Genomic DNA, 21,745 nt, shown 5'->3' with positions numbered 1-21,745 from the left:
TTTTATTCCTTACTGATACGGTATCATAAAATCCAAGTACCCTTCTACGATTATTACGCAATCAGTATCCCTTATGAAATCCTTGGATAAATTCAAACCGAAAAGATTCCTGCCTTTGGTATAAATCGGAGTCTCAGGTGAATTAATGTATTTAGGCAAGCAATTGTCCATTACTCTAGCACCAAAACCAATTACCCTGCTGTGAATATCAAAAATAGGAAAAATGATACGGTTGCGAAAACGATCGTAGTAGCCGCCTGCTTCCTTGGCTAAAACTAACCCTGCATTCTCCATAAGCGAAAGAGAAATGTTCTTTAATCTCAGAAAATTAATTAAATTATCCCAACCATTGCCTGCAAGTCCAAGATGAAACTCTTTTACTGTAGAAAGTTTTACTCCCCTGTTTTTCAAATAATCACAGGCGGACAAACCACTGGTAGTAAATAAATTATTTTCATAAAAATTTGCTGCTAATTCATTAACTTTGTATAACTGGTTATTTAAACTGGCTGCTTTTAAAGCCTCGGGTTTATGCTCCTGCGGTAAATTAACCCCTGCTTTTTTTGCTAATACTTCAACCGCTTCGGGAAACTCCATTCTTTCATGCCGCATAAGAAACTTAAAAGCATTACCTGACTCCCCACAACCAAAACAATGATAGATCTGACGCTGCGGCGAGACCATAAAAGAGGCTGTCTTTTCATGATGAAAAGGGCAATTAGCCTTAAAATTACTGCCTGCTTTTTTAAGCTGAAGATAGCTAGAAATAAGCTCAACTATATCCGTACGGCCGAGAATATCTTCTAATAAATTCTCTGGTATAAGTCCAGACATTTTTATTTCCTTTTGATTCTGGTAAAACCGGAACAAGCAACTACTTGAAAAGTTTGTTTTGCGGATTTTTCAATATTATCCAGAAGGAGATTTAATCCTAGGTTATCACTTGAGATATGCCCTGCAATAACAACATTTAGGTTAGCTTCTTTTACTTTTTTAAAATGCTCTTCACTCAAATGCATGGAAACTAAGGTTCTCACACCAGCCTTATATAATCTTCCAAAAACATCTTTTGAACCCTCTGTACCCCCTGTCATTTCAAGTAAAATCTTTCCTGCGGCGCGTTTTGGATTACCAAGAATTATTCGTGGCCCGGTATTAAATTTTTTAGCAATTTGATACTCTGGAATTGTATCTAATATTTTTACAATATCTTCAACTAATCGAGGTTTTTTTTGCTTAAAAATATTTTCTAAATACCTATACACATGATTGTCCGCAGGAGTATGGGCGTTCATAAAAGGCATGTTCAATAATCTGGCTGCATCTACAGGCCGGGTATGATTTTGAGGTAAAACTCTGCGCTCTACCTCAAGCATTCTATCTTGGACCAATCTAAAAGCGCTCTTATAAGCAACTCCAGATTGGCATAATAAATCCACCTGCAGCTTCATCACTTCATGCAATCCCGCATATGATTTTCCTTCAGGATGATGCGCAACTACCAAATCCAGCCCCTCTCTCTGGCGAATACGGTCAGCCAGCAGAAGTTCAGCAACCTCAATATCAACACCAACCATTATTTTTTTTACTTCTAAATCAAAGCTACCAAAAAGAATTGATGAATCTTCAAAATTTTTTATTTTCGATTTATCTTTACGCGGATCGGCTCTTCGGCCGAAATCCACTACCTGATTATAAAAATTAATTAGCTTCATTTACGGTTAAATCTTTCTGTAACTTCAGTAACTGTAGAATTAAATTTTTCTTTCGAAGAGAATTTAGAAACAATACCTTGCCACAACCACCCATATGTTTGAGGTGCAACCATATAAACTTTGCTACCTAAATAAGAGTGTTTTACCGAATTATTAAGGTATTTTACGCTTGAAATAATCAGGATATAAACTAGTAGCCCTACTGTAAAAAATGCCCGCACAAAACCTAAAATAAGCCCGCCAAATTGGCTAATTCTAGGTGAGGCCTCTAATTTTATAAAGTGATAGAACGTGTTACGTAAAATTACAAACACAAGGTATCCACCTAAGGCTAAAATAATAAAAATTAAAAAATCCAAAAATTCTAAAGGCATCTCCTTAGGAAGAAACCAACGCCTAGCAATATCTGAAAGGCTAGTATAGTAATGCAATGAGATATAGGTTGTAAATATAATCCCTAAAAACTTAAACAATTCAATGGGTAGACCCATTTGAAAAGAAATGTAACATATTCTAAGTGCTAGGATTATGATTATAATATCAACGATGTTAAATTGCTTGATTATATCAATCATTGTAAACTCCTTTTTGAATATAATTTATGTGAAAGTATAACATTATACAGACGGCTTGTCAAGGAAAGGGCTTTCTTTATTCTTTAAACCACGATATGGTACGCTTAATACCCTCCTGAAGAGGGACAACCGGTTTCCAGCCAAGATATTCTTTGGCTTTTGAGATATTCGGTTGACGTTGCTGAGGATCATCTTGAGGTAATTTTTTAAATATTATTTTGCTTTTTGAAGCCGTTAATTTCAAAACCAATTTTGCCAATTGCATAATGGTAAATTCGTTCGGATTACCAAGATTTATCGGTTGATTTTCTTTGGAAAGCATTAGGCGTAATAATCCTTCTACCATATCATCAATATAACAGAAACTTCTGGTTTGCTGGCCCTTGCCATAAACAGTTAAAGATCTATTTTTTAATGCTTGATCAATAAAATTCGGAACAACCCTTCCATCATTACGCCGCATCTTAGGCCCATAAGTATTAAAAATACGCGCAATCTTCGTGTTTATTCTATGCGTACGATGATACGCCATGGTAAGAGCCTCAGCAAAACGCTTAGATTCATCGTAACAACCCCGCACTCCAACAGGGTTGACATGTCCCCAATAATTTTCTTTTTGTGGGTGCTCTAGTGGATCTCCATAGATTTCAGAGGTAGAAAAAAGCATAAAAACAGCTTTTTTTTGTTTGGCTAAACCCAAGGCATTATGCGTACCTAAAGAACCTACCTTTAAAGTTTGTATAGGAAAAACTAAATAATCTTTCGGTGAGGCCAGTGATGCGCAATGCAAAACATAATCTATTCTACCGGGAATATCGATATAATTGGTAACATTACATACATGTAAGCGGAAATTCTTATCTTTTAAAAGAGGCTTTATATTGTCCATGCAACCAGTAATAAAATTATCCAGGCATATTACCAAATAATCATTCTGCAGTAGCTTTTGGCTTAGATGCGATCCAATAAATCCTGCTGCCCCGGTAATTAATGCTACTTTCTTACGCATTCCTTCTCCAATATTCTGTGGTAATTTTTAATCCCGTAATAAAATCAACAGATGATTTAAAATTTAATAATTTAATTGCCCGAGTCGTATCTGCTAAGGTTTTAAATACATCACCTGAACGTACAGAAAAAAATAGGGGTTTAATATTTTTACCTAAAAACTTATTTAAAATTTTCACTAGTTCCAATATGCTAATGTTATTTCCAGTAGCAATATTAAATACTCCGAATTTAACCTTTATTGCCTTAACAGCTGCCAAATTTGCCAAAACTACATTCTGCACAAATGTAAAATCGCGAGATTGCCTGCCATTGCCAAAAATCGGCGGTTGTTTATTATTTAACAGGCAATTAATAAACTTCGGGATAACTACGGCATAATCATCATCAATGGCCTGTCGAGGTCCAAAAACGTTAAAGTAACGCAAAATTATCGTCGGTAAACCAAAATAGAGGCTGAATATCCTGCAATAATATTCACCGGTAAGCTTGCTTAAAGCATAAGGAGAAATCGGAACAGGAACAAAGCTCTCCTCTTCTGGAAATTTTTTTACATCTCCATAAACTGAACTTGATGAAGCAAAGATAAAACGTTTAACCTTATTTTTAGCAGAAGACTCCAGCATATTCAGAGTACCATCAATATTTACCCGATTGTAATCATGCGGGTAAGCCATTGACTTTGGAACACTTCTTAAAGCGGCTTGATGTAAAACAAAATCGATATTTTTGGTTGCTTTAATACAGGCAGGCTTAGAACAAATATCCCCTCTAATTAAGTCTATCTTATTCTTAACCCCATTAAGATTAACGATACTGCCGCTAGAGAAATTATCTAAAACACGTACGTAATGTCCATTACTGACTAGTGTTTCAACGATATGTGAACCGATAAAACCCGCCCCTCCAGTAACTAAAAATCTACTCATAGTCGTTGCACCTTTTCCGCGTATTTACCTTTAAAGACATTCCTGGAATCAAAAATTAATTTTGCATTTTTTAATATCATGGAGTAATTGATACAGCTGTGGTCTGTAGCAATAAGTACACAATCAAATTCATTTATTTTTTTATTACTTAGCTTGATTGATTTCAAATCAATGTTTTTTACTTTTAAAAAAGGTATTAGCGGATCAAAATAGCAAACTTTTGCTCCCTGTTTCTTCAAACAACTGATTACATCGATACTCGGAGATTTACGCAGGTCTTTGACGTCTTTCTTATAAGTAGCACCAATAACTAATATTTTTGCACCTTTAAATTTAATTTTATTTTTTTTGAGTAACTCCTTAATTCGCTTTACAACATACTCTGGCATATAATTTATCATATCTGAGGCTAGTTTTATAAAACGGGAAGAGAAGCCGAAACTCTTGGCTTTCCAATGCAGGTATAACGGATCCTTAGGGATACAATGGCCGCCTACCCCTGGCCCTGGATAAAAAGGCATAAAACCAAATGGCTTGGTACTGGCCGCATTAATAACCTCCCAAATGTCAATCCCCATCTTATGCGCCATCATAGATAATTCATCTATTAACCCGATGTTAATCAAACGAAATGTATTTTCAAGAAGCTTAACTGTCTCCGCGGCCCGAGGGCTGCTTACAGGAACTACCTTTTTAAGAATAATACGGTAAACGGCCATCGCCAATTCCGTAGCTTCCGAAGTAAGCCCACCTATGACTTTGGGAATCTTCTGGACAGGAAATCTTTTATTACCCGGATCGATTCTTTCAGGCGAAAAACAAAGGTAAAAATCTTTTCCATGTTTAAGGCCCACTTTCTCAAAAATAGGCAGAATCTCCTCTTCTGTGGTCCCAGGATAAGTGGTACTTTCTAAAATTACTAGTGCCTCCTTTTTTATATGAAACGCAGCCTCTTCTACCGCATTTTTTATAAAAGAAATGTCCGGCAGGTATTTACCTTTAAGCGGGGTAGGAACACAAATTAAAACCGCATCAGCTTGATTAATACTAGAAAAATCCGCGCTAGCCTTAAAATATCCATGGGCCTTTACGTCTTTTAATTCTTTACTGCTGATATCGCTGATATAGGACTGGCCTTTGGCGATAGATTTGAGGCGATCACGATCGATTTCAATACCGATTACATTGGTATGCTTCTTAGCAAACTCCAGCGCTAAAGGAAATCCCACATAGCCTAAACCTATAACAGCTATTTTTATCTGTTTATTTTTGATTCTTTTATCTAAATTAGCTAAAACTTTATTCACTTCCCCTGCCTACTCCTATATAAGTAAAACCCAGTTTAATGAGCATCTTCGGATCATAGATATTCCTGCCATCAACCACAAAAGCCCGCTTCAAAGTCTTTTTTAGTTTTATAAAATCCAGCTCTTTAAACTCATTCCATTCTGTAGCAACAATAAGGCAATCGGCGTTTCTTGCCGCTTGATATGGATCATTACAGAAAACTACACTTTTGAGAAATATACTTGCTCTATCCATTGCTTTTGGATCATAGACTTTTACCTTTGCCCCTTCCTCTATTAAAGTATTTATTAAGTCAATACTTGGTGAATTCCTCAAATCATCGGTATTGGGTTTAAAAGCCAAACCCAGCACTGCAACCGTCTTATCTTTTATTATCCATAAAGCTTCTTTGATTTTCTGAAAAACAAATTTCTTTTGTTCTTCGTTGGTATCCCTTACTGCTTTAAGGATCGAAAAATCATATCCTAACTTCTGGGCAATAGTTATAAAGGCATCCAAATCCTTGGGAAAACAAGAACCACCATAGCCTATGCCCGCATGTAGAAAATGACGGCCAATACGGTTATCTAAGCCCATCCCTTCTGCCACCTCTTTTACGTCAGCTCCAACCTTATCGCAGATTTGACTAAGCGCATTAATAAATGAAATTTTAGTTGCCAAAAAAGCATTGGAGGCATGCTTAATCAATTCCGCTGATTTTATGTTAGTAACTAAAATAGGCCGATTCAAAGGCTGGTATAAATTGGTCATTATCCGCTTAGCCCTTAAACTCTCTAATCCAATCACGATCCTATCAGGGCGAGTAAAATCATTTATTGCCGAACCTTCGCGTAAAAATTCCGGATTAGACACAACATCGAATTTATACCTATTCTTTAAATAGGTTGAAATCGTTTTTTTAACCCAAGCGCAGGTTTCAACCGGTACGGTAGATTTTTCAACAACAAGACGATAACCATCCATATTCTGTGCAATAGTCCGGGCAACATTCTCAATACCAGTTAAATCCGCTTCCCCATTACCTAAGGAAGGCGTACCTACAGCAATAAAGATTACTTCGCTGCCCCTTACTGCCTCTTTGATACTTGAAGTAAATTTCAGCCTCTTCTTCTTAAGATTATCGGTAATTAACTCTTCCAAGCCGGGTTCGTAAATAGGGGTTATTCCTCGCTTGAGGAAACCAATCTTCTTTGTGTCATTATCCGCGCAAATAACCTGGTTTCCCAACTCAGCAAAACAAGCCCCGCTAACTAACCCTACATAGCCTGAACCGATAATTGAAATATTCATTCTATTGAGCTCCGGATTTCTTTTCGCTTACAGACTGGTCAAACCCAAATTCGTTTTCAGGAAAAGCTTTGAGCCTAAAGGTAAAAAATATACTAGTCCCGCTGATATCCTTTTTGTTGAGGGTAATATCCAACTCCCAACAATGCAGGTCACGGGTTAAAGTATATTCCTGTTCCTGCGAACCACTATCGAGAATAACTGCACCAGTAGAATCTTTTACTTTCTTAAAATTATACCGCTCATAAATGCCAAATTTCCATTTTGGGCTAAGCCGCCAAGTGAAACCTGCAGTAACTTCGTTTTTCCCCTTCCTCTCATAGCGCTGCCCAAAAATCATTGTACGATCTTTATCAAGGTCGATACCTATATCATAATTAACCAGAGAAAAACTGTTATAGTTAACAGAATCATGATCAGAATGCTCGTAAGTAGCATCCCCTTCAAAACGCATCCAAGAATAAGGAAGTATTTTTAATTTAAAAAGAATATCAGAAAGCTGGCTGGAAAGTTTGTTGGTGGGATTATTCAAAAATGCGTTATCCCCGGATTTCGGATCCAGCACATATTCTGTCGTAACTAATAAATCTACAAAATCAATACTCTGGCCGCCACGTTTGGTCTGCAGTTTATTTGATAGGCCCAGGGAAGCAGTATTACCACGGTTTATGAAATCAACGGTATCAATCTGTTTTATGTTGCTTGCAGGAATAGTAGGCACATGAGTATACAGATACCCAATTGTGGGAGTGATTACATGCCTTAAGCCATTAATATCTAAACCTAAAAAATCCGTTTTAACATTAAATACACGATAAAATTTAGTGCTCATATCTGCGCCACTATAAAAAATCGTACGCACAATACCATCCTGTCCGTTTGCTCCCTTGTCATAAAAGGTCTGGCGGCTGGAAACAAAAGGCCTAAATTGCACAAAAGAAACCTTCATTGGACGGGATAACGTATTCTTGGTGTCTAAACGCGCCACCGTAACAGCATCATTGGTTACAGGAGACATGGTTGAACCTTTTTTATTATAATTACCCATCTGGCTTATATTTTCAAAATAAAATGGTGTCTGGCCCAGTTGCAAGCTTGGCAGGTTATAATTTATCTCCGGGGTTTTTTCAATTTGATCAAACCAGTGGTTTGTGCGTTCCTGCAAAATTACATCGAGGCTTGAATAATTAAAAGCGTGATGAAACAATGCATAACTTAGAGGTTGAGAATCTTTCTCATATTCACGGAAAAAATAATCCTTTAGGAAATTACGGTTAGACGGTTTCACATCATCCTTCCATCTTTTGTCTGTAATTTTAAGAAATTCAGCAATAAAATTAGTGCGCTGGTCTATATCCCATTTATGGCGCCAACGCATAAAATAACGTTGATATTCCGTAGATGCATTCCCTGCTTGGTTACTAGGTTTTTCATTCGTATAGTAAAACTTAAATTCGCCCTTTCCTACACCCGGAGTCCTGTAATTTGAGTAAAAACCTTCTGCCCACCCCAATTTATTACGATAATCAAGCAGAAGCCTGCCATCGATATTATCCGTAATATTATAACGCCAGGCACTCAATACATATGGACCCCAATCCTTTCTTTTACCTGGCTCAACCTGAACATGCATAAATGGTTCCTTCATTGAATAGTTAAAACATGGAAGATAGGCAACGGGGACGGTACCAAGATAAAGAGTAACCTGCTTTGCTTGCGTTTTATCTCCAGGAAACATGTTTAACTTCTTTATCGCAAGACGATAATGAACCTGATCCATGCTACAGGTAGTAAAATACCCTCTTTTGGCTATAAATTCACTATCGCTTACCTTCTCTACAATTTTGGCTTTTCCAAAATAGGGATTAGCTCGGAAATCAGCATTAAGAATTACACCTGTCTTATTTGCAAAATTATAAATTATTTTTTCTCCAGTAACTACTCCTTTTGAATCTTGGAGACGGGCATTACCTTCAGCTAAACCCTCTTTTGTCTGCATATTGACTTTTAACTTATTACAAGTTAATTTTGACCCCTTATAAGTAACTTCAATATTCCCGGTAGCAGTAACTTCTCTGTTGTCAGCAGAATACTCAACATTATCACCATTAATAATTATCGGGGATTCTTTATTCTCTTCGGCAGTTACCAAACCGCACGACAATAATAAAAATGCCAGAACACAACCCAATAAATTGACTAGTTTAAAATTATTTAACATTATTTCCCTGGGGGATTTTTTTATAATCTTCCAAAAACCTGTTGATACCGATATCCGTTAAAGGATGTTTAATCAACTGTTCGATTACTAGAAAAGGAATCGTAGAGATATCCGCTCCGACCAAAGCGGCATTAACCACATGCATCGGGTTACGCACAGAAGCGACAATTATCTGAGTCTTAAAATTATAATTTACATATATTTTCTTTATATCCGCAATCAAATCCATTCCTTCTTTGGCGATATCATCAAGCCTGCCGATAAAAGGAGATACATAAGTTGCTCCTGCCTTTGCCACTAATAAAGCTTGGGCAGCAGAAAAACAAAGAGTAACATTCGTTTTAACTCCTTCAGCCGATAAAATTTTCACCGCTTTCAATCCTTCCTTGGTAAGCGGGATTTTAATCACAATATTTTTAGCAATTTTAATCAATTGCCGCGCTTCTTCCATCATTCCTTGAGCATCTAGGCTAATCACTTCAGCGCTTACCGGCCCAGAAACCATTCCACAGATTTCTTTTAATACCTCTTGAAAATTACGCCCTTCTTTTGCCATAAGTGTAGGATTAGTCGTTACCCCATCAATAAGGCCTAAGCTTGTGGCCTCTTTAATCTCTTTAATGCTTGCTGTATCGATAAAAATTTTCATTTTACCAGCCTCTCCTTAACCATATATCCCGCCCCAATTATTCCGGCATTAATACCTAATTTAGCTTTTAATATTTTTACTCTTTTTGCCTGAACGCTCATTGCGCGCGAAAAAATAGTTTTTTTAACGCTTTCAAACAAAACTTTCCCGGCACAAGCTACTCCGCCACCAATCACAATCACATCAAGATTAAGTAAATTCACGACCCCGGCTAAAGCCAAACCTAATTTTTCTCCAATTGCATACCAAAATTTTATCGCCTTAAGATTATTATCTTTTGCCATTTGGCTAACATCTTCAAGAGAGGTTCCTGAACCAAATATCTTATGTGCTTCTTTCGTAATTGAAGTATTTCCAATGTAGGCCTCAAGGCAAGCCTTTGCTCCGCAGCCACAAAGAGGGCCAGTTTCATTGATAGGAAGATGGCCAAGTTCTCCAGCAGCGTTATCCTGTCCCCGGTATAGATCTCCATTAATAATCAATCCTGCTCCAACTCCTGTCCCTAAAGTTAAACATATGGCATTCATATATCCAGCTGCTGACCCTGCTTTATATTCAGCCAAAGCCATAAGCTTAGCATCGTTATCAACGACAACTTGCAGTTTGGTTTTTTGTTCCAAAATCTCCTTAAGCTCTACATTCTTCCATCCAGTAATGTTGGGCAAAAAATGTACTAAGCCTTTAAAAGTATCTACCGGCCCAGGTAATCCTATCCCTATCCCCAAAATAGCAGATTTGGATAATCCCTGGTTAAAAATAAAACTGTCAATCGAATCACTAATCCCATAAATAATCTTTTGCTTATTATCAAAACTCTTTGTGCTAAAAGAGTTTTTGGCCTTAATTTTTAAACTACTATCAAGCAAGGCACACTTTAAATTTGTACCGCCTAGATCTATTCCAATAATAAATTTTTTAACCATGGGTGGTATTCTATATTAAAAAACACCTCATTTCAAGGGATAACTTCATTTTTAGGCAGGAGAAAAACAAACTTTATTTTTGCCAGTCTCTTTTGCTAAATACAATGCCTGATCCGCCATATCAATTAGATCTTGCATATTTAAAGCATTGTCCGGAAAGGTAGAAACACCTATGCTTACAGTAACCTTTAGCTCCTCGTCATAAATTTTTATCAAAGCCCCTGCGATTGCCTGACGTATACGTTCAGCGGCAAAATTAGCCTGATCCCTATCTGTTTCAGTTAAAACAATAGAAATCTCTTCTCCTCCATAGCGGCCGATAAAATCAATCTGCCTGACTGCGTCGTTTATAATCTTAGAAACTTTACGCAATATGGCGTCTCCTACCAAATGCCCATATCGGTCGTTAAACTGCTTAAAATTATCTATATCTATCATAAGAAAAGTTAAATGCAGTTTATTTCTCTTTGAACGCCTTAGTTCTTCGCTAAAACGCTCCAGGAAATACCTTCGGCAATAAACGCCTGTAAGTGAATCAGTAATAATCATGCTTTGAACTTTTTCATAAAGGAGCGCTCTTCTTAATCCAATTAAAAGTTGCTGTGCCAAAATCCCAAATTTTTCTTTATCGGACTCCAATATCCTATCTACTGCAAGATATCCAATTATTTGATTTTCTTCGATATTCAAAGGCAGAATCGTATAATCCTTATATTTAATGAGATCAGCAGCCTCCTTGATATAGCGGCAATCCCCTATTTCAATATATTTCTTCAGGTTTTTATTAAAAATAGAGAAAACCTTCTCTTCTTCCAAGCTCTTACAAATATCCTTGGTCAACTCATAAAGCGCCAGGGTATCTGCAAGCTTTTTATCAAGTTGTGTATTCTCCGATATTAAATTTTCTTTTAAATTAGTTAAAATAGCAAGCTCATCGAGTTTTTGTGTATTTTGATTTTCCAGAGACCTGATACGTTCTGAAAAAAAATCCCGCAAAAACATATACCAAAGGATTGATAGGAGAAAAAATAATGCTATGTGGAACATACTTGATTTCTCCCTTTTTCTTTAGCTTTATACATAGCTTTATCGGCCTTTTGGACTAACTCATCATCATCTTTTGTATCAAGCGGCAGATTAGCAATCCCAATGGAAACAGTTATTCGGGTATCATGACGGCGCAATATAATAGTTTCATTCTCAATTTTTCGGCGCAACTGCTCACCGATAATCGATGCTTTCTGCTTGTTTAGCCCTGATAACATAACTAAAAATTCTTCCCCGCCAAAACGGCATAATAAAGGATTAAATTCCTTTAAGCAGTCTTTAAGCAATAAACTGACCTTCTTTAAAACAATATCTCCGGCAGTATGGCCAAATTTATCATTATATTGCTTAAAAAAATCGATGTCGATCATCATTAAGGATAAATACTGATCCAGCCGCTGGCATCGTTTAACCTCATCTTTCAAGCGGCTAATAAAATAATGCTTGGTGTACAAAGAAGTTAAATCATCATGTATTGCCAGTTCCTGTTTTTTATGGAAAAGTAAGCTATTCTCCAATGCTCCGGCCCCAAGATCAGCTACCAGCGCAAGAAACCGCAAATCATCCTGATTAAAAGAGCCACTTTTTTTACTTTCAAGCCGTAAAAGCCCAAGCAAGGAATTATGACTGATTAACGGTGCGCTAATCAATGAGAGGATATCCCGCTCATCCTGAAAACGGATACTCTCCAAATCAAAACGGAAATCATTTTTCAGATCCTCGATGATAAGCCAAGTGGAATGCCTTAAAACCCACTGATCAAAAATGTCTCCTTCTTTGGTAAGAATAACCAAATCAGAATTATCCTTTATCGAATATACTAGGTTTAATTTTTGATACTGGTTATCTACTAGGTAGAATAAAGCAGTCCCCTGGCCATTTGAAATTAATGAATAAACTGCATAACTTAATACGCGTACAACTGACTCGGTCTTTAAGGAAACATTAATGTCTTCGATTATTTTTTTCAGGTTACTATAGCGGGTTATCTTAAACGTGAGGGCATCTTTGAGTTCCTGGAATTTTTTAATTTCGGAATTGGCAATATTTATCTGCTCAGTCGTATGTTCAAGCCCGGAGTTAATTATTGATATTCGGCAGTCTGAAAACTTAAAAAGATAGGAAGAAATAATTATATTACCCAAAATAAAACCCATAAGGGTAACCAAATTAATCCTTTCGTGAAAAAATAAAAAGTTACATATCAGAAAACAAATTGGAATGATTAGAAGAAAAAGGAGCTTTCGGGATGAGTTTTTTTGACTCATAAGACGCTTTACTTGAGCTAAACTTTAAAGCTTTAAAAGCTTTAAATTATAGCTTCTTCGGTGCTCTTATTAAAAAAATGCACCTTGCTCATATCAAAAACTACGTCCATTTCCTGATTGACACGTGGACGATCATGAGCACCTACGCGAGCAATAAAGGTATGTTTACCCGTATTCAGGTAGAGATAAACCTCTGAGCCCATTGGTTCAAACACCTCACAGTTTACCTTAACGATATTTTCCGGCGGGGCTTGCGAGACAAACAATTTATCGTAAATATCCTCAGAGCGGATCCCAAAAAATACTTCCATACCTATATAACTAGTCATTTTTTTATACATATCTTCAACTAGTTTAACCTGGATCTTACCTTCATCAAAATATAACTTGCCTTCTTTTTTAATAATCCTACCCATCATAAAATTCATAGGAGGAGAACCAATAAAACCAGCAACAAACTTATTTTTTGGATGGTCATATACATCAATCGGATCACCTAATTGCGAAATCACTCCATCCTTCATTACGGCAATACGATCTCCCATTGTCATAGCTTCAACTTGATCATGGGTTACATAAATAATTGTTGTCTGTAATCTTATATGTAACTTATGTATTTCAGTACGCATCTGCACACGCATCTTAGCATCAAGATTACTTAAAGGTTCATCAAATAAAAAAACCATGGGTTTCCTTACAATCGCTCTTCCTACTGCCACGCGCTGGCGTTCTCCTCCTGAAAGCTCCCGTGGTTTACGATTCAGAAGGCGCTTAATTCCCAAAATTTCGGCAGCCTCATTAACCCGTTGAATGATCTCCTGTTTTGGAATACGCCTAAGGCGAAGGCCAAATGACATATTTTCTTCTACTGTCATATGAGGATAAAGGGCATAATTCTGAAAAACCATAGCAATATCGCGGTCTTTTGCGGGGACATCATTAACCTGCTTATTCCCAATATAGATATTCCCTGAACTTATTTCCTCTAAACCAGCAATCATCCTTAAGGTAGTGGATTTACCACAGCCAGAAGGCCCGACCAAAACCATAAACTCTTTATTTTCAATACCTAAATTTACTTTATTGACCGCCAGGACATTCCCCGGAAAAATCTTACAAACATTATTTAAACTTACCTGAGCCATTTGATTACTCCTCGAGCACCTTGATTTTTTATCTAGTGAGACGTCGACGAGTGCTTTAAAATTTTGGTATCAAAATTTTAAAGCTTGTTACGAGTCGACGCACCAACCTGGGTAACACCGGCGCAATTCTTCGCCACAGCGAACACTGGCCCAAATCCAATAAGGGCCAGGTGCTAATTAAAGCCGAATATAACTTATTTTCTTTTATAAACCCAAACTCTATTATTATACAAAATTAACAAAAATAGTCAAGTAATTGAGTTAAAATATCCTTCATCTTTTTACGATCAACTATCATATCAATAAGCCCATGATCTAGCAAAAATTCCGAACGCTGAAAACCAACCGGAAGTTTCTGCCGGATAGTCTGTTCGATGACCCTGGGCCCGGTAAAACCAATCAATGCTTTTGGCTCAGCCATAATTATATCTCCAACACTTGCAAATGAAGCCATAATTCCAGCCATCGTCGGATTAGTAAGTATGGAAATATAAGGTAGGTTTGCTTTGTGATGATACGATAAGGCAGCGCAAGTTTTAGCCATTTGCATAAGGCTATACATACCTTCATACATGCGCGCTCCCCCTCCTGAGCCAGATACAATAATCACAGGCAACTTATTCTTTGTAGCATATTCAACCGCCCGGGTTATTTTCTCTCCCACTACCGATCCCATAGATCCCATAATAAAACGTGAATCGGTTACGGCGACGACCGCCTTCTTCTGATTAATTTTACCTTCTCCGGATACAACTGCATCCTTTAACCCGGTAGCTTCCTGATCCTGCTTCAATTTTTCCTTATAGGTCTTTGGACCTTTAAAATCCAAGGGGTCAACTGAGGATATATCATTGTCAAATTCAGAAAAACTATCCTTGTCAAATAATAAGCTAATTCTTTCATATGCGGTAAGGCTGAAGTGATAATTACATTTAGGACAAACTTTGAAATTATCGTCCAGAGTTTTGTTATAAAGCGTCTCAGAACATCCCTCACATTTTGTCCATAACCCGTCGGGCATAACTTTTTTCTTTAAACGCACAATAGTATATTTAGGTTTTCCAAACAAAGCCATATCTAGCATTTCTCCAATTTGTTAACCACTAGGCCTGAAAGAACCTTGGGATAAAAATAAGTAGATTTTGGAGGCATCTTGTTGCCTCCAAGGGCAACATTGATAATCTGGTCGATTTTAACGGGATTCAAGAAAAAAGCGATATTTAATGAATCCTTGTCTACTTCTTCTAAAAATTCCGCTGAATCAGGGCTATATTTTATATTCGGTAAATTATTTAAATCGAGTTTTAAGATATTCTTTAATACCAGATAGTTAAGAATAGCTACATCAAGGGCCCTATACTCTTTAGGCTTATCGGTAATTAACTTATCTAAAATTTTTACATTTTTTAAGCGTAAAAGGAAATACTTCCTATCTTTATATAACCCTATTAAATGTTCTGTACAACCGGCTTTTTCCATAAGAAAAAAGAAGCGAGTTCTGTCTTTAACCTGATCAACATCAAAATATTCTTTGGCGCCAGTAATAAAATCATCCAGATCAAAAGTAGCATCTAATTTGAGTAGCCGATGAATGGGTAAAATAGACAAACCATGCGGGTCTGTATTGGTAAAATATGCTAAGCAGTAATTAAAATCCTCTTCGCCGGTAAATTGACTTTTGAGTTTTTCGCGCATAAGATCACGATAGGCGCATGAAACCTCATAACGATGATGGCCATCGGCAATAAACATATTCTCGTCATTAGTACTTGTTTCAATTATGTTAAGTGTGGCCGGATCATCAACTCTCCATAATTTATGCACAGTTTTTTCATCATCAACGACTTCAATAAAAGCTTTTTGAGAAGGAATATATTTCTGGAATGTCCTTTGAATAATACGTTTTTTATCTAAAAAGACTATAAAAATCGGGCTAAGATTGGCTTTTACCTGCTTAATTAGCTTAAGCCTATCAAGTTTTGCCGCATTATGTGTGTTTTCATGGCCAAAAACAACTGAGCCTTTTTCATCTCCAAGCCTAAGCAAAGAAATAAATCCTAAACGAGTCTTTTTCTCTCCACGAATGATATATTGCTGAACATAGAAATACACGGCTGGACGCTCATCTTGAATAAGAATATCATCTTTAAGCCACTGGCGGAAAATTACTCCTGCTCTCTGATATTTATCATCCGAGGCAGAATCTTTAGCTAAAAGTATATGAATAAAATTATGCGGTGAACGCTCATGGAACATCTCTTGAGCGTCTGATGAGATTACATCATACGGTGGGCAGACAACTTGCTTAAGATTACCAATCTTTTCTTGATTATAGACTACTGCTTTTAATGCCTTAATTTTAGTCATTGAGGAAACATTTTACCACAGAAAACAACAAAAACAATAAAAATGTAAATCTAGGGGACGGTTCTATTTTCCATCATATAAACGACGGAAAAATAGAACCGTCCCCTTTATTCTTGATTTAATGCCCAGGGCAACCCGAACAACCTTCGCTTGCTTTAGGACAGGCAGTAACATGGCCTTTTGAAGGTTTAGCTGCTTTCTTATAATCAGTAGCGTAGAAACCAGTTCCTTTAAAAATAAATCCTGCTGAACCACTAATTAACTTTTTTAGCTTCTTGCCACATTCCGGACACTTCGTCTTAGGTTTTGCTGTTATACTCTGCAAAATTTCAAATTTATGCTTGCAGGATAAGCATTCGTATTCATAAGTAGGCATATTATCTCCTCCACCGGGAGGACACCCGCGCAATTCCAATTAGCGCGGGGTGCACTATCACCGGGCGTATGTATTATTTAACGAAACGTTTTCTTAAATTTATCTGTAAAACTTGACTTTCCTCCTAAATCTTCACCACTAAGACGGGCAAACTCCTCAATTAACTGCCTTTGCTGAGCAGATAATCTTGTGGGAATATCAATTTCTACTCTCACTAACTCATCACCGATATCCCGAGAATGTAAATCCGGTATTCCTTTACCTTTAAGACGAAAAGTTTTACCTGGTTGTGTACCGGCAGGCACTTTCATTGTCAATCTTCCCCCTAGAGTGGGAACTTCAACTTCACCTCCTAAAACAGCTTTAGCCAAACTTATATTAACAGAAGTTGTGATATCATTATTATGCCTTTGAAAAATTTCATGTTCCCTGACTTCTATAACCACATACAAATCTCCTCGGCTATTTACCCCTGCCTCACCCTCTCCCCGGACGCGTAGTTGAGAATCATTATCCACTCCAGCCGGAATTTTAACGTTAATTTTTTTAGTAACTTTAACTCTACCTTCTCCGCGACAATCCGGACAAGGAGTTCCAATTATTGAGCCTTCACCACCGCAACGTGAACAAGTCTGAGCTAATTGAAAAAAACCATTTGAAACTACTGTTTTACCTGCTCCTCTACATTGTGGGCAAGTAGTTCTTTTTGTTCCACTTTTAGCGCCGCTTCCAGAACAACTCATACAGGTTTCATAGCGAGGTACCGTTATTATTTTCTCAATACCTTGTGCTACTTCCTCAAGCGAAATTTCAATTGCAATTTGCAGATCCCTACCGCGGCGCCTGGATGACCCAGGCCTAGATTGCCGAGAACCTGAAATATCAAAACCTAAATCACCGAATATTTCATCAAATATGCTTGAGCCTCCTGCAAAACCTCCACCCATCTCCCTAAAGATACTGCTGAAATCAGCACCTCTAAAAATATCTTCTTGGGCATATTTCTGGTCAATACCAGAATGGCCATAACGGTCATAAAGATCCCGTTTTGAAGGATCCGAAAGAACTGCATAAGCCTCAGATATTCCTTTAAATTTATCTTCGGCTTCTTTTTTTTGATCAAGAGGGACGCGATCAGGATGAAACTTAAGCGCCATCTCACGATAAGCCTTTTTTACCTCATCGATACTGGCAGTTTTCTGCACTCCTAAAATTTGATAATAATCACCTTTGACTGACATAATTATTTTCCTAAACTTAAATGGTCCCAGAACATTAAAAAAGTCCTGGGACCATCTTTAAACTCCAGCACTATTTATTTCTTCCCATTATTATCTTCTTCTTTATACTCAGCATCAATAATATCTTCATCTTTTCCGCCGGAGGCGGATCCGCCTGCGGCAGACTTATTCCCTGATTCTTGAGCTGCATCCTGTTGTCCTGCACCAGGACCTGCTTGGCCTTGCTGTGATTGCTGTTGTTTAGCAGCAGCCTGCTTGTAAATCTCCTCAGCAAGCTTATGTGAAACTTTAGTTAAATCCTCCATGCCTTTCTTAATTCTATCTACATTTTTATCTTTAATTGCTGCTTTTAGATCGTTAGCTTTTGCCTCAATATCAGCCCGTTCAGCCTGGCCAACTTTATCCCCGTAATCTTTTAGGGATTTTTCTGTAGCATATACCAAATTATCCGCCTGATTAATGGTTTCTATTTCTTCTTTCTTTTTGGCATCATCAGATGCAAACTTCTCCGCGTCACGAACCATCTTATCAATCTCTTCTTTAGATAATTTCTTAGGGGCGCTGATACGAATGGATTGTTCCTTACCAGTACCTAAATCTTTGGCTGAAACATGCACGATTCCATCGCGGTCAATATCGAATTTTACTTCAATCTGCGGAACGCCGCGTGGAGCAGCAGGAATACCTACTAAATCAAACCTGCCTAATTCCACATTATCATCTGCCAATTGACGTTCACCTTGTAGAACTCGAATAGTAACAGCCGTCTGATTATCCGCTGCAGTTGAAAATACCTGGCTCTTTTGTGTAGGAATTGAAGCATTCCTTTCTATTAATTTAGTATTTACTCCACCCAATGTTTCAATGCCTAAGGATAAAGGAGTGACATCTAGAAGAAGCACATCCTTAACCTCTCCGGTAATAATCGCTGCTTGGACAGCTGCCCCTAAAGCAACACACTCCATCGGATCAACACCACGTTCAATTTTTTTGCCCACATAATCTTCAACAAATTTTTGCACAATAGGCATACGCGTAGGCCCGCCGACCATAATAATGCGGTCAACCTCTTTTGCAGTTAATTTAGCATCTCCTAAAGCCTGCTCCATAGGATGACGGCATCGATCAATAATTGGCCCAACCAAATCCTCTAATTTTGCACGAGTGATGTTCATAGTTAAATGCTTAGGTCCAGTAGAATCAGCTGTAATAAAAGGCAGGTTGATATCTGTGCTAACAGTAGACGACAATTCAATCTTAGCCTTTTCAGCAGCTTCACGCACCCTCTGCACTGCCATTTTATCGCTCATTAAATCAATACCTGTTTCGCGCTTAAATTGTCCGACGATATGGTCAAGAAGAACTTTGTCCATATCTGTGCCGCCAAGCTGAGTATCACCGCTTGTTGACTGAACATGAAATACGCCTTGAGCCATCTCCATAATTGTAACATCAAGGGTTCCGCCGCCTAAGTCAAAAACCATAATTTTTTGTTCTTTACCGGCTTTTTCTAAACCATAAGCGAGGCATGCTGCCGTAGGCTCATTAATTATACGCAAGACCTTCAGCCCTGCAATCTCGCCAGCATCTTTAGTTGCCTGACGCTGATTATCATCGAAATAAGCAGGACAGGTAATTACCACATCTTCAACTTTATCCCCAAGATAACTTTCAGCATCTTGTTTAATTTTCTGCAAAATAAATGCAGAGATCTGCTGGGGAGTATATTCTTTACCATAAGCCTTGAATTTAAAATCCGTGCCCATCTTACGTTTAGCCGCTTGAATTGTCCCTTCAGCGTTAATTGCGGCCTGGCGCCTTGCCGGCTCGCCTACCAGGCGAGTGCCATCTTTGGTAAATGCAACATAAGACGGAAATGCCTTACCTGAAGCAACTCCTGCGCCTTCTGCCGAAGGAATAATCACCGGCCTGCCGCCTTCCATAACCGCAGCCGCCGAATTAGACGTTCCTAAATCAATACCGATAACTTTTGCCATGTTTTCCTCCTTTTACGAGTCAAAGTATCAAATCTTGGAAACTTTGACTTTAGCGGTTCTAAGCACCCGCTCATGAATTAAATATCCTTTTTGTAGAACTTCAATTATTGTATGCTCCGGTAAATCTTTATTCTCAACCTGCATTAAAGCTTCATGATAATTGGGGTCGAATTTTTTTCCTTCAGCCTCAATAGGTTTTACTCCATGTTCCTTTAACATCTCATAAAGATGCGCAAGGATCATTTCTACGCCCTTTAAAAAAGCAGGCAAGTCCTCTTTACTAGCCTCTGCTAAATTTACCGAACGCTCCAGGTCATCCAACACGTTAAGTAAATCCAACACCAAACCCTCATTGGCAAATTTTACAAATTCCTGTTTTTCTCGATCAATACGTTTACGCGTATTCTCAAGATCAGCCTGATTCCTGAGCATTTTATCCCAACTCTCTTTGCCTTTTTTTGCTTCTTCTAAAAGCGCCAGGTATTCGGCTTCTTTTAAGGTAACTGTCTTTTCCTCTTCTTTATTATTCTTTTTCTCTTCCATATTTGTTAAAAATCTTCCAATACTTGACTTAAAACTTCTGAGATATACTCCATAGTTGGAATAATATGGTTATATTCCATACGCATCGGGCCCAGTACCGCAAGCCTACCCGAAGGCTGATCTTTCATCTTAAAACTGGAAACTACTAAAGAACAATTTTCCATTTCTGGGAAACCTAATTCGCTTCCAATATAAACCTTCACTTTACCTGAAAAATCGCGATTAATAATGTCTAAGAGCCGTTTTTTATCTTCTATTAACCCAACCAAAAGGCGTATTTTATCAACATCTCTAAACTCCGGCTGATCCAATATTCGGCTAATCCCTTTATAAAACATTTTCTCCTGCCACTCTAAAAATGAAACAATTCCGGCAAAGTGGGTAATTTCAGAGATTACTTCCGAGGTGTTTTCCAGGGCGTCTTCAAGCCGGCGCATTTTTTTTCTGCAATCTTTTAAAATACGCTGTTTTTCATCATCCATAAGCTCAATCTGCTGGGTGAGAAAATCTACATAATAACGATACCCTTTACCTGTAGGAATTCTTCCACCCGAGGTATAGGGATGCTTCAAATACCCTGAATCATCAAGCTCAGAGAATATATTCCTTATAGTCGCCGAACTTAAATCAAACTCCTGAGCAATATCTTCAGAAGCAACAGGAAGCGCATTCTTGATATAACGGTTAATTGCCGAACTTAATACCGACTTCCTGCGGGAACTATAATCAACAGTACGCACTTATTTCTCTCCAATTCAATGGTTTATCTACATTATTACTAAGAGAGAAATTTTAACACAATTTACTATTTTGTCAATAAAATTAGCAGTTAAATCCCAAGAGTGCTAACTTATAGGTAAAAAAAATTTTATTCCTCCTTTCTTAAGATAATTTTTATTCCATGGATATTAACGCGTTTTTTTTCCATCAAATAATGCACATATTCCAGTTTCTTTAAATCCTTTAATGAATAAAGCCGGCTTTTTTTACCAATACGCTTAGGGACAACAACTCCTGCCTTATCTAGCTGCCGCAATGTCCAAACAGGAATGTCAACCAGCTTACAAACCACACTAATTACATAAACCGGTTCTTCAGGGGGAATCTTGAATCCAAACACTGTCATCTTTTTCCCTCCTCACGTAA

The 21,745-nt window shown here is 37.6% G+C and carries 21 protein-coding genes; all 21 read right to left on the bottom strand.

Annotation, left to right across the window (positions count from 1 at the left end):
- Nucleotides 1–9: 9 nt before the first annotated feature.
- Complete coding sequence (dnaG, locus tag PHC29_04115; GenBank protein ID MDD5108680.1) at nt 10–834, bottom strand: DNA primase; 825 nt, start codon at nt 832–834, stop codon at nt 10–12.
- Between the two features lie 2 nt (nt 835–836).
- Nucleotides 837–1,715: an NGG1p interacting factor NIF3 gene (locus PHC29_04110; GenBank protein ID MDD5108679.1), complete on the bottom strand. Its 879-nt coding sequence runs from the start codon at nt 1,713–1,715 to the stop codon at nt 837–839.
- Complete coding sequence (locus PHC29_04105) at nt 1,712–2,290, bottom strand: CvpA family protein (protein MDD5108678.1); 579 nt, start codon at nt 2,288–2,290, stop codon at nt 1,712–1,714. Before PHC29_04105 ends, PHC29_04110 begins: the two co-directional genes overlap by 4 nt.
- 76 nt (nt 2,291–2,366) lie before the next feature.
- Nucleotides 2,367–3,299 carry an SDR family oxidoreductase gene (locus PHC29_04100; GenBank protein MDD5108677.1) on the bottom strand — a complete coding sequence of 311 codons (933 nt, stop codon included), beginning with the start codon at nt 3,297–3,299 and terminating at the stop codon, nt 2,367–2,369.
- On the bottom strand, nt 3,292–4,227 hold the full coding sequence (locus PHC29_04095; GenBank protein MDD5108676.1) for an NAD-dependent epimerase/dehydratase family protein: 936 nt from the start codon (nt 4,225–4,227) through the stop codon (nt 3,292–3,294). Before PHC29_04095 ends, PHC29_04100 begins: the two co-directional genes overlap by 8 nt.
- Nucleotides 4,224–5,534 (bottom strand): nucleotide sugar dehydrogenase, encoded by a 1,311-nt coding sequence (locus tag PHC29_04090; GenBank protein ID MDD5108675.1) that lies wholly within the window; start codon nt 5,532–5,534, stop codon nt 4,224–4,226. The genes PHC29_04095 and PHC29_04090 overlap by 4 nt, the downstream gene beginning before the upstream one ends.
- Nucleotides 5,527–6,825 carry a UDP-glucose/GDP-mannose dehydrogenase family protein gene (locus PHC29_04085; GenBank protein MDD5108674.1) on the bottom strand — a complete coding sequence of 433 codons (1,299 nt, stop codon included), beginning with the start codon at nt 6,823–6,825 and terminating at the stop codon, nt 5,527–5,529. Before PHC29_04085 ends, PHC29_04090 begins: the two co-directional genes overlap by 8 nt.
- A 1-nt stretch (nt 6,826) precedes the next feature.
- Nucleotides 6,827–9,043 (bottom strand): LPS assembly protein LptD, encoded by a 2,217-nt coding sequence (gene lptD, locus PHC29_04080; GenBank protein ID MDD5108673.1) that lies wholly within the window; start codon nt 9,041–9,043, stop codon nt 6,827–6,829.
- On the bottom strand, nt 9,033–9,692 hold the full coding sequence (gene fsa, locus PHC29_04075) for a fructose-6-phosphate aldolase (GenBank protein ID MDD5108672.1): 660 nt from the start codon (nt 9,690–9,692) through the stop codon (nt 9,033–9,035). Before fsa ends, lptD begins: the two co-directional genes overlap by 11 nt.
- Nucleotides 9,689–10,615, bottom strand: coding sequence for an ROK family protein (locus tag PHC29_04070; protein ID MDD5108671.1), 927 nt, complete (start codon nt 10,613–10,615; stop codon nt 9,689–9,691). The genes fsa and PHC29_04070 overlap by 4 nt, the downstream gene beginning before the upstream one ends.
- Nucleotides 10,616–10,666: 51 nt before the next feature.
- Nucleotides 10,667–11,662, bottom strand: coding sequence for a GGDEF domain-containing protein (locus PHC29_04065; protein ID MDD5108670.1), 996 nt, complete (start codon nt 11,660–11,662; stop codon nt 10,667–10,669).
- The gene (locus PHC29_04060) at nt 11,650–12,831 is read right to left on the bottom strand and encodes a sensor domain-containing diguanylate cyclase (GenBank protein ID MDD5108669.1); all 1,182 of its coding nucleotides are present in this window, start codon (nt 12,829–12,831) and stop codon (nt 11,650–11,652) included. The genes PHC29_04065 and PHC29_04060 overlap by 13 nt, the downstream gene beginning before the upstream one ends.
- A 140-nt stretch (nt 12,832–12,971) precedes the next feature.
- Complete coding sequence (gene ugpC / locus PHC29_04055; protein ID MDD5108668.1) at nt 12,972–14,075, bottom strand: sn-glycerol-3-phosphate ABC transporter ATP-binding protein UgpC; 1,104 nt, start codon at nt 14,073–14,075, stop codon at nt 12,972–12,974.
- A 235-nt stretch (nt 14,076–14,310) separates the two neighbouring features.
- A complete protein-coding gene (accD, locus tag PHC29_04050; GenBank protein MDD5108667.1) occupies nt 14,311–15,150 on the bottom strand; it encodes an acetyl-CoA carboxylase, carboxyltransferase subunit beta in 840 nt (279 codons plus the stop codon).
- A 2-nt stretch (nt 15,151–15,152) separates the two neighbouring features.
- Nucleotides 15,153–16,442 carry a DUF1015 domain-containing protein gene (locus PHC29_04045; GenBank protein MDD5108666.1) on the bottom strand — a complete coding sequence of 430 codons (1,290 nt, stop codon included), beginning with the start codon at nt 16,440–16,442 and terminating at the stop codon, nt 15,153–15,155.
- 118 nt (nt 16,443–16,560) lie between these two features.
- Nucleotides 16,561–16,818 (bottom strand): zinc ribbon domain-containing protein, encoded by a 258-nt coding sequence (locus tag PHC29_04040; protein ID MDD5108665.1) that lies wholly within the window; start codon nt 16,816–16,818, stop codon nt 16,561–16,563.
- A gap of 77 nt (nt 16,819–16,895) precedes the next feature.
- Nucleotides 16,896–18,062 (bottom strand): molecular chaperone DnaJ, encoded by a 1,167-nt coding sequence (dnaJ, locus tag PHC29_04035; protein ID MDD5108664.1) that lies wholly within the window; start codon nt 18,060–18,062, stop codon nt 16,896–16,898.
- Between the two features lie 71 nt (nt 18,063–18,133).
- The gene (dnaK, locus tag PHC29_04030) at nt 18,134–20,056 is read right to left on the bottom strand and encodes a molecular chaperone DnaK (GenBank protein ID MDD5108663.1); all 1,923 of its coding nucleotides are present in this window, start codon (nt 20,054–20,056) and stop codon (nt 18,134–18,136) included.
- Nucleotides 20,057–20,083: 27 nt separating this feature from the next.
- Nucleotides 20,084–20,599, bottom strand: coding sequence for a nucleotide exchange factor GrpE (gene grpE, locus PHC29_04025; GenBank protein ID MDD5108662.1), 516 nt, complete (start codon nt 20,597–20,599; stop codon nt 20,084–20,086).
- Between the two features lie 5 nt (nt 20,600–20,604).
- Complete coding sequence (locus tag PHC29_04020) at nt 20,605–21,339, bottom strand: hypothetical protein (GenBank protein ID MDD5108661.1); 735 nt, start codon at nt 21,337–21,339, stop codon at nt 20,605–20,607.
- Between the two features lie 128 nt (nt 21,340–21,467).
- Nucleotides 21,468–21,725 carry a MerR family transcriptional regulator gene (locus tag PHC29_04015; protein ID MDD5108660.1) on the bottom strand — a complete coding sequence of 86 codons (258 nt, stop codon included), beginning with the start codon at nt 21,723–21,725 and terminating at the stop codon, nt 21,468–21,470.
- Nucleotides 21,726–21,745 lie beyond the last annotated feature (20 nt).

The organism is Candidatus Omnitrophota bacterium (assembly GCA_028712255.1).
Classification (GTDB): Bacteria; Omnitrophota; Gorgyraeia; order Gygaellales; family Profunditerraquicolaceae; genus UBA6249.
Note: the sequence above shows the minus strand (reverse complement) of the source record. Positions and strands in the feature narration are given on the sequence as shown.